Source organism: Paeniglutamicibacter sp. ORCA_105 (assembly GCF_045798545.1).
GTDB lineage: Bacteria > Actinomycetota > Actinomycetes > Actinomycetales > Micrococcaceae > Paeniglutamicibacter > Paeniglutamicibacter sulfureus.
Window position 1 is genome coordinate 171,304 of the sequence record NZ_JBIXLM010000001.1, and the last position, 13,070, is coordinate 184,373.

Consider the following 13,070-nt stretch of genomic DNA (forward strand, 5'->3'; position numbering starts at 1 on the left):
CGCGGTCGTCCCATCTGCCTACGGGGCCACCGAGACGGTCGAGGGATCGGGCTACTCTGGATCTGCGTCCGGCGCTGCTTTCATCTGCGCGGTCTTCCTCCGAGCACTCGAGACGGTGCACGGCTGGCACCGGGGTGCGGCACAATCATGCCGAGCAGCTGGAACGATTGATGACCATCGTTAGTCCGGTGGTTCTCGGTCGTGACGCCAGTTCCAACTCCCGCGCAGGACGCATTATCGGGGTGGAATCGGTTGATCATCGATTTGGATTGCCCCTGACGGACACAGATACTCCGCCGTCTTCACGGAATTCCATTCGGTCTCGGACGGGTTCCGGTCCAGAAGTTCCACGAAGCCACCGTGCTCCTCGCGATTCCGAAAAACAGCGGGAGCGACAAAACCACAGTTGCCCGAGGCCACGCATACTGCTTGGTGTGTGGTGACTTTCATGCTTGGTTCCTCCTTCAAGGCAGCCTGATCACATCTCAGGAATGCCCTTGCCGTTGATTCGTCACCCTCGGTAGCGCTGCACCAGCGGGCAAACATATGGGTCCCGATTTTTCATGCCGACCTGATTCAGGTATTTGACCACGGTGAAGAATGCCTCGGTCATGGATCTCTCGGTGTATCCGATCTCGTGTCGTGAGCAGTGCTCACGGACAAACTTGCGCAAAGTCCGCAGGCGGGGGCGAGGAGCCACCGGGAAAAGATGATGTTCGATCTGATATTGGAGCCCACCCATCAGCAAGCGCACCATTGGCCCGTTCTGGATGTTCCGGGACATGTTCACCTGCCGACGCAGGAAATCCACGCGTATGCCCTCCGGCACGGTGGGCATGCCGATGTGGTTGAGGGCGAACGCACCGCCGAGCAAGAATCCGAAGACGCTGACTTGGATTCCGACAAAGCCGAATGCCAGGCCTGCCGGCAACACGGAAAACAAGAGCGTGAGGAATGCAGTGTGTCGTGTGGCGATCAGCGCGATCTCAGTGAAGCGGAACGCCACATGCGGCTCGGTGAAGAGCATCTTCACCGAGGCGTAGTGCAAGTTCAGCCCTTCAAAGAGCAGCAGCGGAACGAAATACGTCCCTTGGTGTTTGGCGAGTTTGGCGCGTAGTCCACGGCGCTGGTCACTTGCATCTGGAGTGAAGGCCAGAACAGTGGACTTTACGTCCGGGTCCGCACCTTCCTGATTCGGGTGCGCATGATGAGTATTGTGCTTGGCCATCCACCAGCCATAGCTCACACCGACGAACAACCCGGAAAGTATGCGGGCCGTCCACTCATTCCATCCACGGGATGAAAAAATCTGCTGATGAGCCGCTTCATGCGACAGAAAAGCGAGTTGCGTCAGCACCAGACCGATCAAGGCCGCGATGATCAACTGATACCAAGCATCTGACAACAGGACAACTGCCACCAACAGCGCCGCCAAGGCCAACAACCAGCCGATGATCATGGCCCCATAGAATCCGTAGCAGCGACGTATCAGCCCTGCATCGTGCACTGCTTGACTCAGCTGGCGGTAGGTTTCCACATATTGGTTAGCGGCCACGGCGGATCCTTGTGTGCCAATTTCCTTGAGTCCTGTCGACGAGCGCCTCAGACACGGCTGAACTGAAGAACATGAACCAACTTTAAGCACGTTTCGATTTCGTCAACAAGAGGCCGTTTGCCGTGGACCAGTCTGCACCAACGGGCAAACACTGAAGTCGGACCGAATATCGAGGGCAGGGCATGCCCTCGTTTAGCGGCTCAGCATCAGCGGAACACCGGCTGTCCTGGACGATGCTGCGAGAGTCGCTCCTCGTTGCGCGTCGATGACCAGAGCCCCTTGGAGTCCTGGATTCGGGCAAAAAAATTCCCCGGTTCCCTTTGACGGGAACCGGGGAATTTCAATCAAACCTAGCGACGCAGGCCGAGGCGCTCGATCAGCGCACGGTAACGCTCGATGTCGGCACCCTTGAGGTACGCAAGCATACGACGACGACGACCAACCAGGGCCATCAGGCCGCGGCGGGTGTGGTGGTCATGCTTGTGCATCTTCAGGTGCTCCGTCAGATCCAGGATGCGGCGCGACATCACGGCGATCTGGACCTCGGGGGAACCGGTGTCGCCTTCGCTGGTGGCGTAGGCCTTCATGATTTCCTGCTTGATAGCGGCGTCTAATGCCACAATAACTCCTAGAGTTGTACCGCGTTTCAAATACACCGTTGCCGGCAGGTGCACTCGCAACCGCGGACTGCAGCGGGCACCGCAGATAAGTCTAGCAAACGGATGCCCGCCCTCGGCACCCTTGCGACCCAAGCCACATGAGTGCTGGTGTCCGTCTTCGTGCTTGAACCTCAGGCGCGAAGGCGGGCTCGCCACGCGTGGGTCAGGTACGGCAGGCCAAAGGGCACACCGGAGACATGCCCGAGGTGGTCGAAGAGATACCACGTCAGGTTGTGTTCCACGCGGGCCCGCGTCGCCGCCCCGGCGCGCAGGTAGTAGCTGCGGGACTTGGCCAACGCAATGACCTGCTCCGGGGTCAATGCCTGTTCCCAGGTCCAGGCCCCGGATTCGGGTGCATGGAACTCGGGACCCAGAGGAGGTACGAAGTCGGGGCGGTGCACATCCCCGGCATGCATGATCCGTGCCAATCGGTGGACCCAGGGCACCGAGACATCGAGTTGGTTCCAGACCAAGGCGAGCTGGCCGTTGGGGCGCAGCAACCGGGAGGCCTCGGCGCTGGCGGCCTTCGGGTCAACCCAGTGCCAGGCCTGGGCATAGGTGATGACATCCGCACTGGATTCATCCAGCCCCGTCTCTTCCCCGGTGCCGGGGACGGCGTCAACCTCGGGCAGCCGTTCGCGCAGCACGGCAAGCATGTCCTCGGAGGGTTCCACCGCGCCGACCTTCAGGCCGCGGCCCAGCAGCTGCGCGGTGAAGATCCCGGTGCCGGCCCCCACGTCCACGGCATCGCGCGCGGCCGGCGGCACCATGAAGTCCAAGGCGGCATCCGGGTAGGACGGGCGCACGGCGTCGTAGTGCGCTCCGCCGGCCTTGAACGCCCTGGCCAGTTCCCGGCGCCGCTTGGCATCCATCGTGAAGGCGCGGGCCGGCAACCCGGGGACCGGCCGCGGGGTTGCCCCGGTTGGCCCGGTTGGCCCGGGGCCCGAATCAGGCATCAAGCAGGACGGTACGGGTGCGTGCCACGTCCTCACGCATCTGTTCGATCAGTGCCTCGATGCCGCGGTAGGCCACCATCGGTCGCAGGTGCTCGACGAACTCCACCGCGACCTGCTGCCCGTACAGGTCAAAGTCCTCCACGCCCTCGGCCGGGCGGTCGATCACGTGGGCCTCCACCTGGCGGCTGACGCCCTCGAAGGTCGGGTTCGATCCCACGGAGATGGCGGCGGGCCAGCGCACCTGGGCCTCATCGACCAGCCATCCGGCGTACACGCCGTCGGCGGGGATGATGCCCGAGGCCGAGGGGTCAAGGTTTGCGGTGGGGAATCCGAGTTCGCGGCCGCGCGCGGCCCCGTGCACGACCTCGCCGCGCATCCGGTGCGGGCGGCCAAGGATCTGGGCGGCGGTGGCAACTTCCCCGCGGTTCAGCGCCTCGCGCACCCAGGTCGAAGACCACCGGCGGTGCTCCCCCACGTCCTCGACGCCGACGACGTCAAAGGCGTACTGCTTGCCGAGTTCGACCATGGTGTCGAAGTCCCCGGTGTTGTCGCGGCCGAAGCGCACGTCGTGGCCAACCACCACGGTGCAGGCATTAAGCGCGCCAACAATGACCTTGGCGACGAATTCCTCGGCGGTGGCGCGGGCAAAGTCCAGGGTGTAGCGGATCATGAGCAGTCCGTCGAGGCCCTCCTCGGCGAGGGTCTCGATGCGATCCTCGAGTCCCATGATGAGTTCGGGGGCGTCGTCGGGGCGGTGCACCTGGGACGGGTGCGGGTCAAAACTGATGGCAACGGCCTTGGCCTTGCGATCCCGGGCGGTGGCCACGACGGCGGCGAGTACCTCGCGGTGCCCGCGGTGGACGCCGTCGAAGTTGCCGATGGTCACTACCGAGGGGCCGATGCCGGGCGGTACGGCTTCGAGGCCTTTCCAATAGTGCACGTTGCTCCTTCGCTGGTCATCCGGGCGGCCGCGTTGAGACCGGCCATAACCATTATGAACGACAAATACGCCAAGTGCCGATTCCTGTGTCCCCCATGCGCCCATTGACGTGGCGTGGGCCATAGGATGGGCGCGTGGCCGCAAATCCGACCGGCCCGTTTGGCAAAGGAGCCCTGATGGCCGACTTGAATGAACTGCTTGACATGATCCCCCTTGACCAGCTCGGCGCGAAGCTGGGCGTCGATCGCGACACCGCCCGCGCCACGGCAGCCACGGCACTTCCCTCGCTGCTGGCCGGGCTGCAAAACAATGCCGCCTCCCCCGAGGGCGAGGATGCATTGGCTTCGGCCATCAAGCAGCACGACGCGACATTCCTGGACGGCGGGGTCGACATCGACGCCGTTGACACCGCGGACGGCCAAAAGATCGTGCAGCACGCTCTGGGAGAGAACCAGCCGGCTCTTGCCGCACAGCTCAACGGCGCAGCACCGGGCGGAGTCGACCTGGGATCGCTGGTGCAAAAGGCGTTGCCGATCCTGGCCCCGATCGTCATGTCGTATCTGGCCAAGAAGCTGTCCTCCTCGCAGGGCGGGCTGGGCGGCATGCTCGGAGGGCTACTGGGCGGCCAAGGCGGGGCCGCAGGACAACAGCCCGGCGGACTTGACCTCGGCGGGATCCTGGGCGGACTGATCGGCGGCGGAAACTCGCAGCAACAGCAGCCCCAGCAGGGCCAGGCTGCCGGAGGCCTGGACCTCGGTGGAATCCTCGGCGGGCTCTTCGGCAAAAAGTAGCCCGGTCTCCACAAACACGGGAGCCAGAGTTCCCGCGCCCTGCCCCATGGGCGGGGCGCGGGAACTCCGGCTCCTCGCGTCGGTGTGGAACTAGGCCGCGGGCTGCGCCTGCCCGCCGTTCATGCGGTGGCGCGCCAGCCACCACAGGCCGATCAGCGGCAGGCCCAGCGGCACGTAGCCGTAGCCGGAACCGAAGTGGGACCATACGGCGGGGTGGGCAAAGAGGCTCGGCAGGACGAAGCTCAGCGTCCCGACCACCAGCACGCCGATGAGCTCAAAGAGCACCGCGTACCACGACAGCCTCCAGCTGCCCGGCTTCTTCGAGGCCATCGCGAGGGTCGCCACGATGTAGACCAGCCCGGCCAGGGCGCTGAGCAGGTAGGCCAGAGGAGCAGCGGAGAAGTCCTGCATGATCTGGTAAACGGCCCGGACCGTGGCCGAAAGCGCCAGCACCCCGTACACGGCAATGATGATCCGTCCCAGCCCCGAGCTGCGCCCGCCGTTGGACCGGCCGGCCTTTTTTCCGCCGCGTGTTGCGGCGTCGGCGATGCGCGAACGCTTCACCGTGTTCTTTCCCTGCTCGCTCATGCCGGCAGTGCTCCGTCCCAAATTTGTTCCATCCTGTACAGCATGACAAAGACGATCGCCCCGGAGACTGCCAACACCGTGTTCGAGTACCGCGATTTGTCGGTCACCGCCCAGATGAACGCGAGCGCCGGTATCAGCAGCGCCGTGAGCAGGTAGCCCCAGAACTCCCACGGTTCCCCGCTGATCGGCTGTCCCCCGGCCTGTCGGATGGCCGCGGCGATCCCGTAGACCACCAGGAACAACTCCAGCAGCGCCACCGACACCAGGGCAAAGTCGTCCGGGTAGGTGCGGATGATGGTTGCCACCACGCCGAGCAGCACGGCCACGGCACACAGGATGGCCCCGGCAATAAAGAATCCGTCAACGATCACGGCGGAAGTTACTCCTTAGAAGATATTCGTTCATCCAATACCCTGGCCACCGGTGCATTCCGGTGCGTCGGCACCTAGGATGCGGTGGCAAACACCAGTTCGGGCTTGGCGTTCTCGCCCTTGTTCTTCAGCAGGGCCACCAGGGTTCCGTCCGGAGCAAACGCCGCGGTCACGTCCTCGGTCTCGTTCAGGCCGATCCTCCGGCCGAAGGAGAGCTCGGAGCGCTCGAGCTCGGTGAGGTCGCGCCGGGTGAAGAGCGCATCGGCGGCCTTTTCCAGGGGCAGGTACTCGAAGTCCTTGGCCAGCTGCTCCAGCGTGCGCGCCCGTTCCAGCGTGTAGGGCCCGACCTCGGTGCGTCGCAGCGCGGTCAGGTGTCCGCCCACCGCCAGGTCCTCGCCCAGGTCGCGGGCCAGCGCCCGGATGTAGGTGCCCGAGGAGCATTCGACGGTCACGTCGATGTCCAGCACCTTGCCGCCGCGTTCGCGGCGGATGTCGTGCACCTCGAAGCGGTGGATGGTGACCGGGCGGGAGGCCAGCTTCACGTCTTCCCCGGCGCGCACCCGGGCATAGGCGCGCTCGCCATTGACCTTGATGGCACTGACCGAGGAGGGCACCTGCTCAATGGGGCCGGTGAGCTTGGCAATGGAGTCGCGGATCGCGGCCTCGGTGACGGCAGCGGCGATCCGCACCTGCACGATCTCGCCCTCGGCGTCGTCGGTGACTGTCGACTCGCCCAGGCGGATGGTGGCGGTGTAGGTCTTGTTGGCGCCCACGATGTAGGTCAGCAGGCGGGTGGCCTTGTTGATGCCCAGCACCAGCACGCCGGTGGCCATCGGGTCCAGCGTGCCCGCGTGCCCGACCTTGCGGGTGCCGGCCAGGCGGCGCGTACGGCCCACCACATCGTGGCTCGTCCAGCCCTGCGGTTTGTCGACAATGACCAGGCCTGAGCCAATGGGTTCCGTGGGGTTCTGAGCGGCTGTTTTCACGCCCTCCAGTATAGGCCGGTTCCCTGGGGGCTTTTGCCTTGCCTTGTTCCACGCCACTGCCAATACCTGGTGTCGCGCCCGGACTTAGTCCTGCTGCACGACGGTGCTGGTGACAGCCGCACCCAATTCGACGGTGCGTGAGACGGTGCAGTACTTGTCGTGGGAGAGCTTCACGATCCGCTCGACCATGCCGGCGGCCTTGCGGCCTTCCTCCGAATCCGGGAACGCCAAATCGAAGGACATGCGGATATCGTTCATCCGGCCAGCGCCGTCCTCGACAATCTTGTCCCCCTGGGCAGTCACTATGAAGCGCTCCGGTTCGGTGCGGCGCGTCGTGGCAGCGTCCACGTCGATCGAGGAACAGCCGGCAATGGCCGCCAACAGCAGCTCCACCGGGGTCATCAGCCCCTCGCCCTGCCCGAACTCGACGGAGGCTCCCTCGGGGTTCGTCGCGCGGTAGTGCATGGAGGAGAGCCGTTCGAGGCTGATCTGTCGAAGTTCCTTGCTGTTTTCGCTCATGAAACCATCCTCGCATGAAGGTCCGCCCGCAATGTCGCGCTGGCCGGCCTCGCCGTCGATCCAGCGGGGGCATTGACTTGCCTTGGGTCCGGCTCCTACCGTCGGGGCAAGGGATGCCGGGGAATCAAAGGGGGATGAAGATCATGAGTGGGCACGAGCGCACCGTGCTGTGGGTTGCCGTCCTTGCGTCCTTTGTCGCCTTCCTGGACGGCTCGATCGTCAATGTGGCCCTGCCTGCCATTGCCGGGGAGCTAGGCGGAGGCATCACCACCCAGCAATGGGTACTCGACGGATACCTGCTCACCCTCGGTTCGCTGATCATGGTCGCCGGAAGCCTGTCAGACATTTTCGGGCGGGTGCGGATCCTGCGGATCGGGCTGATCCTTTTCGGAATCGCTTCGCTCCTGTGTGCCGCGGCACCGACCGGGGCCGTGTTGATTGCCGCGCGTCTGCTGCAGGGAGCCGCCGCAGCGCTGCTGGTCCCCAGCTCGCTGGCCCTGATCACCTCCACCTTTCAGGAGGGACCCCGGGCGCGGGCCATCGGGAACTGGACCGGGTGGACGGGCACCGCGTTTGTTGCCGGTCCGCTACTTGGCGGGCTGCTGGTGGACACCGTCTCCTGGCGCCTGGTGTTCGCCATCAACGTCCTGCCGATCACCCTCACCATGCTCCTGCTGGCCAGGCTTCACGACCCTGCCGGGGATGGCGCCCGGAGGCCGATCGACATCCCCGGCGCCCTGTTGGCGGCCTTCGGGCTTGCCGGAACCGTGTTTGCCTTGATCTTCCAGCACGAGCGGGGCTGGGGAGATCCGATGGTCTATCTGCCGTTCATCGCGGGCCTGGCGTGCCTTGCCGCTTTCATCCGGCGCGAGGCCAGGATCCCGCATCCGATGATGCCGTTGTATCTGTTCCGGGAACGGAACTTCGGCATCGGGAACCTGTCCACCGCGGCGTTTTATGCCGGCATCACGCTGGGGACATTCATCATTCCGGTCTTCCTGCAGGAGGCTGCGGGCTTCACCGCGTTTGCCGCGGGGATGGCAACCATCCCGCTGACACTCATGTCGCTGGCCCTGTCCGCGTTCTTTGGGACGTTGTCGGGCAAGTACGGGCCACGGCTGTTCATGTCCGCGGGACCGGTGATCGGAGGAATCGGCTTCCTGCTGATGCTCGCCGCCGAGGACCCGTTGGACTACTGGCGGCAGATCCTGCCCGGTGTCGTGGTGTTCGGGCTTGGCCTCGCGGTGACCGTTGCCCCGCTGACCGCCGCCATCCTCGGTGCGATCGATCCGGCGCAGAGCGGCATCGGTTCGGCCATCAACAATGCGGTGTCCCGGGTGGCGGGGCTGCTGGCCATTGCCGCCGTGGGCCTGATCGCCGGTCCGGTGCTGGACTACACGGCTTTCCACCGTGTCGTATTGGTGGCCGCGTGGCTCATGATCGGTTCCGGCATTGTCTCGGCCCTGGGCATCAGCAATGCCAGGCCCGCCGGCGCCCCACCCGTTCCGCCCGAGGCCACCGCCGCCTGCCATGACCGTGTGGTGCCGGACGGGCCACTTCCGGGACTCCACCACACGTGAAATCGCACTTCGAGGCACTGATGCCCTCCGGAACGCTGGTGACCGCCCGGATCAAGTAGCCACAACAAGGAAACCCCGCAGCGGGAACCCTGTCGAAACAGGGACCCGCCACGGGGTTTCCTTGTGCCCGGGACTCCGGGCGGAAGAGACGGAGGACCTAGGCGTCTTCGTCTTCCTCGTCGTGCTTGTACGGATCTGCGTCGCCGGCGAAGTTCTTGCCTGCGGCCAGTGCTGCAACCTCTGCGTCCTTGGCCTTGGCCACCCGCAGCAGCGCCTCGAGGTTCGAGGCGTTGACAGGGATCTCGTCGGCAACGAATTCCAGGGTCGGGGTCAGGCGAACGGTCACGTTCTTGCCGACCTCCTTGCGCAGGACGCCCTTGGACTTCTCCAGGGCGGCTGCCGCGTCGGACTTGGCTTCGTCGTCGCCGAAGACCGTGTAGTAGATGGTTGCGTGCTGCAGGTCGTTGGTCACGCGCGCATCGGTGACCGTGATGGCCTCCACGCGTGGATCCTTGACGGCCTTGCCCAGGGCCTGGGCTACGACCACCTTGATGCGTTGGGCCAGTTTTGCGGCGCGAGCTGAGTCAGCCACGTTCACTCCTTTTCTCGGCACCCGCCAAGGGTGCCGCTTAATGCGCTTCGACGGCGGGGAGCCGCAACCTTATGCGGTTGCGGCCCCCACCGTCGATTAGCAGCGCTTGATAATGACTAAGCGCGCGGCTTTTCGCGCATCTCGTAGGTCTCGATCGTGTCGCCGTCCTTGACGTCGTTGAACGAGCCCAGGCCGATACCACATTCGAAGCCCTCGCGGACCTCGGTGGCGTCGTCCTTGAACCGCTTCAGCGAATCCACGGTCAGGCCCTCGCCGATGACCTTGCCATCGCGCAGGACGCGTGCCTTGGTGTTTCGGCGGATGGTGCCCGAGCGGACGATGGAGCCGGCAATGTTGCCGAACTTCGAGGAACGGAAGACCTCGCGGACCTCCGCGGTGCCCAGCTGGGCCTCTTCGTATTCCGGCTTGAGCATGCCCTTGAGAGCCAGCTCGATGTCATCGATGGCGCCGTAGATGACCGAGTAGAAGCGCATGTCGACGCCTTCCTTGTCGGCCATGTCTGCAACGCGCTCGGCAGGCTTGACGTTGAAGCCAATGATGATGGCATTGTCAACGGTCGCCAGGTTGACGTCGTTCTGGGTGATCGCACCCACGCCGCGGTGGATGACGCGCAGCTGCACGCCTTCTCCCACGTCGATCTTGAGCAGCGAGTCTTCCAGGGCTTCCACGGCACCGGAAACGTCACCCTTGAGGATGAGGTTGAGGGTGTCGATCTTGCCGTCGGCAACAGCCTGGTCGAAGTCTTCCAGGGTGATGCGCTTGCGACGCTTAGCCAGGGCCGCGTTGCGGTCCGCTGCTTCGCGCTTCTCGGCGATTTGGCGAGCGGTGCGCTCGTCGTCGGTCACCAGGAAGGTGTCGCCTGCACGCGGCACCGAGGACAGGCCGAGGACCTGGACCGGGCGCGAGGGCAGTGCGACGTCGAGGTTGTCGCCGTTCTCGTCGAACATGGCACGCACACGGCCGTGTGCGGTGCCGGCAACGATGGTGTCGCCGACGGCCAGGGTACCGGACTGGACCAGCACGGTCGCAACCGCACCGCGGCCCTTGTCGAGGTTCGCTTCGATGGCGATGCCGCGAGCGTCCTTGTCCGGGTTGGCACGCATGTCCAACGCGGCGTCGGCGGTCAGCAGCACTGCGTCAAGCAGTTCGTCGATGCCCATCTTCTGCAGGGCGGATACGTGGATGAACATGGTGTCGCCACCGTATTCCTCCGGAACCAGGCCGTATTCGGCCAGCTGGCCCTTGACCTTGTCAGGGTTCGCCGCGTCCTTGTCGACCTTGTTCACTGCGACGACGATCGGCACGCCGGCGGCCTTGGCGTGGTTCAACGCCTCAACCGTCTGCGGCATGACGCCGTCATCCGCTGCAACCACGAGCACGGCGATGTCGGTGACCTTGGCACCACGGGCACGCATGGCGGTGAACGCCTCGTGGCCCGGGGTGTCAATGAAGGTGATCGCGCGATCGATGTCTTCGTGGATGTGGTGGATCTGGTACGCACCGATGTGCTGGGTGATGCCGCCGGCTTCGCCCTCGATGACGTTGGACTTGCGGATCGCATCGAGCAGGCGGGTCTTACCATGGTCGACGTGACCCATGATGGTGACCACCGGCGGACGTGCCTCAAGCATGTCTTCGGTTTCGGCATCAAGCTCGGCGTCAAAGTCGATCGAGAACGAGGCGAGCAATTCGCGCTCTTCGTCCTCGGGGGACACGACGGTGACAACGTAGCCGAGCTCGGCACCCAAGACGTCAAAGGTCGCCTCATCCAGGGACTGGGTGGCGGTAGCCATTTCGCCCAGGTGGAAGAGCACGGTGACCAATGCTGCCGGGTTGGCGTTGATCTTGTCGGCGAAGTCGGTGATCGAGGCACCACGACGCAGACGGATCTCGGTGGTTCCGTTGCCGCGGGGCACGCTCACGCCGCCCAGCGACGGAGCGCTCATCTGCTCAAGTTCCTGGCGCTTGGCGCGCTTCGACTTGCGCTGCTTGCCGCGGCCTGCGCCGCCCTTGCCGAAGGCACCCTGGGTTCCACCGCGACCGCGGTTGGGACCGCCGCCGCCCTTGTAACCGCCGCCGCCACCGGCTGCACCGGGAGCTGCGCCCGGGGCGCCGCCCGGACGTGCCGGACCGCCGCGGCCGCCCGCTGCCGGACGTCCACCGGCCGGAGCCGGACGTTCGGTGCGGTTGGGCATCATGCCGGGAGTAGCGCGAGCGCCTCCCGGGGTGCGCGGGCCTGCACCGGGGGCACCGGCCGGACGCGGTGCGCCCGGACGTGATCCACCGGCACCTGCCGGGCGGGGACCGCCGGCACCTGCTGCGGGACGGGGTCCACCGGCACCCGCTGCGGGACGCGGGCCACCGGGACGGGGACCGCCCGGACGGGGGCCTCCGGCGCCGGGACCGGCAGCGCGCATGCCCTGCTGGGATGCGAACGGGTTGTTGCCCGGACGCGGTCCGCCGGGCTTGGCACCCGGACGCGGGGCTGCTGAACGATCGGAACGCTCGGGGCGGTCAGTACGCTCGGTGCGCTCGGGACGTGCGTTCTCACCGGCCGGGCGCATGCCCTGCTGGGAGGAGAACGGGTTGTTGCCGGGACGCGGTGCGCCGGGCTTGGCACCCGGACGCGGTGCGGCCGGAGCCGAGGCTGCCGGAGCGGCCGGCTCCGCCGGGGCCGAAGCAGCAGGTGCCTCGGGAGCGGCAGGGGCCGGGCTCGGCGTGGTGCCGGCCGGCTTGGGTGCGGAAACGGCAGGGGCTGCAGGCGCTGCGGCCGGAGCCTTCGCTGCCGGTGCTGCCTTGGGTGCTGCCTTTGGAGCTGCCGGGGCAGCGTCGGGGAACGCGGAGCGCAGCTTGCGCACTACCGGTGCCTCGATGGTTGAGGATGCGGAACGGACGAATTCGCCCATTTCCTGCAGTTTGGCAACTGCATCCTTTGAAGTGATTCCGAGCTCTTTGGCGAGCTCGTGTACGCGGACCTTAGCCACATTTCTCCTGTCTGAAGGTCCGCACCACTTCTAAAAAGTTTTTGGCACGAACCAACGTTTGCTGTCTAGCCCAGCATCCAAAACGGATGCCACAGGCGCTGCGACGCATAACCGATTTGTCATCGTTAGGCGCTCATCGCTTGGAACTCATCGGGTTTCCATCAGATTTCTGACCCGCTTTCAGGTTGGACGTTTATACAGGCAGGTTTCCCAGGTTGGGCCCTTGCCTTGGCCCGCTGCTCCGCCACAAGTGCGGAAACATCCACGTTGGTCCGAAAGGACCGTGCGAATGCCCCGCGTTGCACGGCGCGTTGGGCACATTCCGGATGGGGGTGCAGCCAAGCACCCCGACCGGGGAAGCTCCGGGTGGGATCGGGAACCGGAACGAATTTTCCGTCCCTTGCCCTCAACACCCAGCGCTCCAGCTGGTTCTGGTCCGCCACCACGCGGCAACCAATGCACGTGCGCTGCGGCTGTTGCTGCAATGACACGTTGGTTCTTCTTCCGACATTGATTTACCACGATGCA

General features: G+C 65.2%; 14 protein-coding genes. 2 read left to right on the forward strand and 12 right to left on the reverse strand.

Annotated features, from left to right (window positions below; genetic code table 11):
- Window positions 1-234: 234 nt before the first annotated feature.
- The 5 genes from ACIPUB_RS00810 to ACIPUB_RS00830 all read right to left on the reverse strand — a co-directional run bounded on the left by ACIPUB_RS00810 (window position 235) and on the right by ACIPUB_RS00830 (window position 4,110).
- Entirely contained in the window at window positions 235-546 is a 312-nt protein-coding gene (locus ACIPUB_RS00810; protein ID WP_407605691.1) for a ferredoxin, read from the reverse strand.
- On the reverse strand, window positions 512-1,555 hold the full coding sequence (locus tag ACIPUB_RS00815) for a fatty acid desaturase family protein (protein WP_407605692.1): 1,044 nt from the start codon (window positions 1,553-1,555) through the stop codon (window positions 512-514). Before ACIPUB_RS00815 ends, ACIPUB_RS00810 begins: the two co-directional genes overlap by 35 nt.
- 350 nt (window positions 1,556-1,905) lie before the next feature.
- Window positions 1,906-2,175 (reverse strand): 30S ribosomal protein S15, encoded by a 270-nt coding sequence (gene rpsO / locus ACIPUB_RS00820; protein WP_264268046.1) that lies wholly within the window; start codon window positions 2,173-2,175, stop codon window positions 1,906-1,908.
- Window positions 2,176-2,345: 170 nt separating this feature from the next.
- A complete protein-coding gene (locus tag ACIPUB_RS00825) occupies window positions 2,346-3,170 on the reverse strand; it encodes a class I SAM-dependent methyltransferase (RefSeq protein ID WP_407605693.1) in 825 nt (274 codons plus the stop codon).
- Window positions 3,163-4,110 (reverse strand): bifunctional riboflavin kinase/FAD synthetase, encoded by a 948-nt coding sequence (locus ACIPUB_RS00830; protein WP_407605694.1) that lies wholly within the window; start codon window positions 4,108-4,110, stop codon window positions 3,163-3,165. Before ACIPUB_RS00830 ends, ACIPUB_RS00825 begins: the two co-directional genes overlap by 8 nt.
- Window positions 4,111-4,286: 176 nt before the next feature.
- On the opposite strand from ACIPUB_RS00830, the gene ACIPUB_RS00835 reads away from it, so the two are divergent.
- Window positions 4,287-4,901 carry a DUF937 domain-containing protein gene (locus ACIPUB_RS00835; RefSeq protein WP_407605695.1) on the forward strand — a complete coding sequence of 205 codons (615 nt, stop codon included), beginning with the start codon at window positions 4,287-4,289 and terminating at the stop codon, window positions 4,899-4,901.
- A 90-nt stretch (window positions 4,902-4,991) separates the two neighbouring features.
- Here the strand turns inward: ACIPUB_RS00835 and ACIPUB_RS00840 are convergent, their stop codons facing one another.
- From ACIPUB_RS00840 to ACIPUB_RS00855, 4 genes are all read right to left on the reverse strand, one after another.
- Entirely contained in the window at window positions 4,992-5,489 is a 498-nt protein-coding gene (locus ACIPUB_RS00840; RefSeq protein ID WP_407605696.1) for a hypothetical protein, read from the reverse strand.
- Window positions 5,486-5,860 (reverse strand): hypothetical protein, encoded by a 375-nt coding sequence (locus ACIPUB_RS00845; RefSeq protein WP_407605697.1) that lies wholly within the window; start codon window positions 5,858-5,860, stop codon window positions 5,486-5,488. Before ACIPUB_RS00845 ends, ACIPUB_RS00840 begins: the two co-directional genes overlap by 4 nt.
- 74 nt (window positions 5,861-5,934) lie before the next feature.
- Window positions 5,935-6,813 carry a tRNA pseudouridine(55) synthase TruB gene (truB, locus tag ACIPUB_RS00850; protein WP_407605738.1) on the reverse strand — a complete coding sequence of 293 codons (879 nt, stop codon included), beginning with the start codon at window positions 6,811-6,813 and terminating at the stop codon, window positions 5,935-5,937.
- Window positions 6,814-6,930: 117 nt separating this feature from the next.
- Window positions 6,931-7,365, reverse strand: a complete 435-nt coding sequence (locus ACIPUB_RS00855) for an OsmC family protein (RefSeq protein ID WP_407605698.1) — start codon at window positions 7,363-7,365, stop codon at window positions 6,931-6,933.
- Window positions 7,366-7,508: 143 nt separating this feature from the next.
- On the opposite strand from ACIPUB_RS00855, the gene ACIPUB_RS00860 reads away from it, so the two are divergent.
- Window positions 7,509-8,945, forward strand: coding sequence for an MFS transporter (locus ACIPUB_RS00860; RefSeq protein WP_407605699.1), 1,437 nt, complete (start codon window positions 7,509-7,511; stop codon window positions 8,943-8,945).
- Between the two features lie 157 nt (window positions 8,946-9,102).
- Here ACIPUB_RS00860 and rbfA read toward each other — a convergent pair whose 3' ends face one another.
- The 3 genes from rbfA to ACIPUB_RS00875 all read right to left on the reverse strand — a co-directional run bounded on the left by rbfA (window position 9,103) and on the right by ACIPUB_RS00875 (window position 13,033).
- Window positions 9,103-9,537: a 30S ribosome-binding factor RbfA gene (rbfA, locus tag ACIPUB_RS00865; RefSeq protein WP_264268054.1), complete on the reverse strand. Its 435-nt coding sequence runs from the start codon at window positions 9,535-9,537 to the stop codon at window positions 9,103-9,105.
- 116 nt (window positions 9,538-9,653) lie between these two features.
- Window positions 9,654-12,542 (reverse strand): translation initiation factor IF-2, encoded by a 2,889-nt coding sequence (gene infB / locus ACIPUB_RS00870; RefSeq protein WP_407605700.1) that lies wholly within the window; start codon window positions 12,540-12,542, stop codon window positions 9,654-9,656.
- Window positions 12,543-12,703: 161 nt separating this feature from the next.
- A complete protein-coding gene (locus tag ACIPUB_RS00875) occupies window positions 12,704-13,033 on the reverse strand; it encodes a YlxR family protein (RefSeq protein ID WP_264268056.1) in 330 nt (109 codons plus the stop codon).
- Window positions 13,034-13,070 lie beyond the last annotated feature (37 nt).

Coding starts and splice junctions, on each gene's coding strand:
- ACIPUB_RS00810 (WP_407605691.1), bottom strand. CDS start 546: ATGTTTGCCCGCTGGTGCAGCGCTACCGAGGGTGACGAATCAACGGCA.
- ACIPUB_RS00825 (WP_407605693.1), bottom strand. CDS start 3,170: ATGCCTGATTCGGGCCCCGGGCCAACCGGGCCAACCGGGGCAACCCCG.
- ACIPUB_RS00835 (WP_407605695.1), top strand. CDS start 4,287: ATGGCCGACTTGAATGAACTGCTTGACATGATCCCCCTTGACCAGCTC.
- ACIPUB_RS00840 (WP_407605696.1), bottom strand. CDS start 5,489: ATGAGCGAGCAGGGAAAGAACACGGTGAAGCGTTCGCGCATCGCCGAC.
- ACIPUB_RS00855 (WP_407605698.1), bottom strand. CDS start 7,365: ATGAGCGAAAACAGCAAGGAACTTCGACAGATCAGCCTCGAACGGCTC.
- ACIPUB_RS00860 (WP_407605699.1), top strand. CDS start 7,509: ATGAGTGGGCACGAGCGCACCGTGCTGTGGGTTGCCGTCCTTGCGTCC.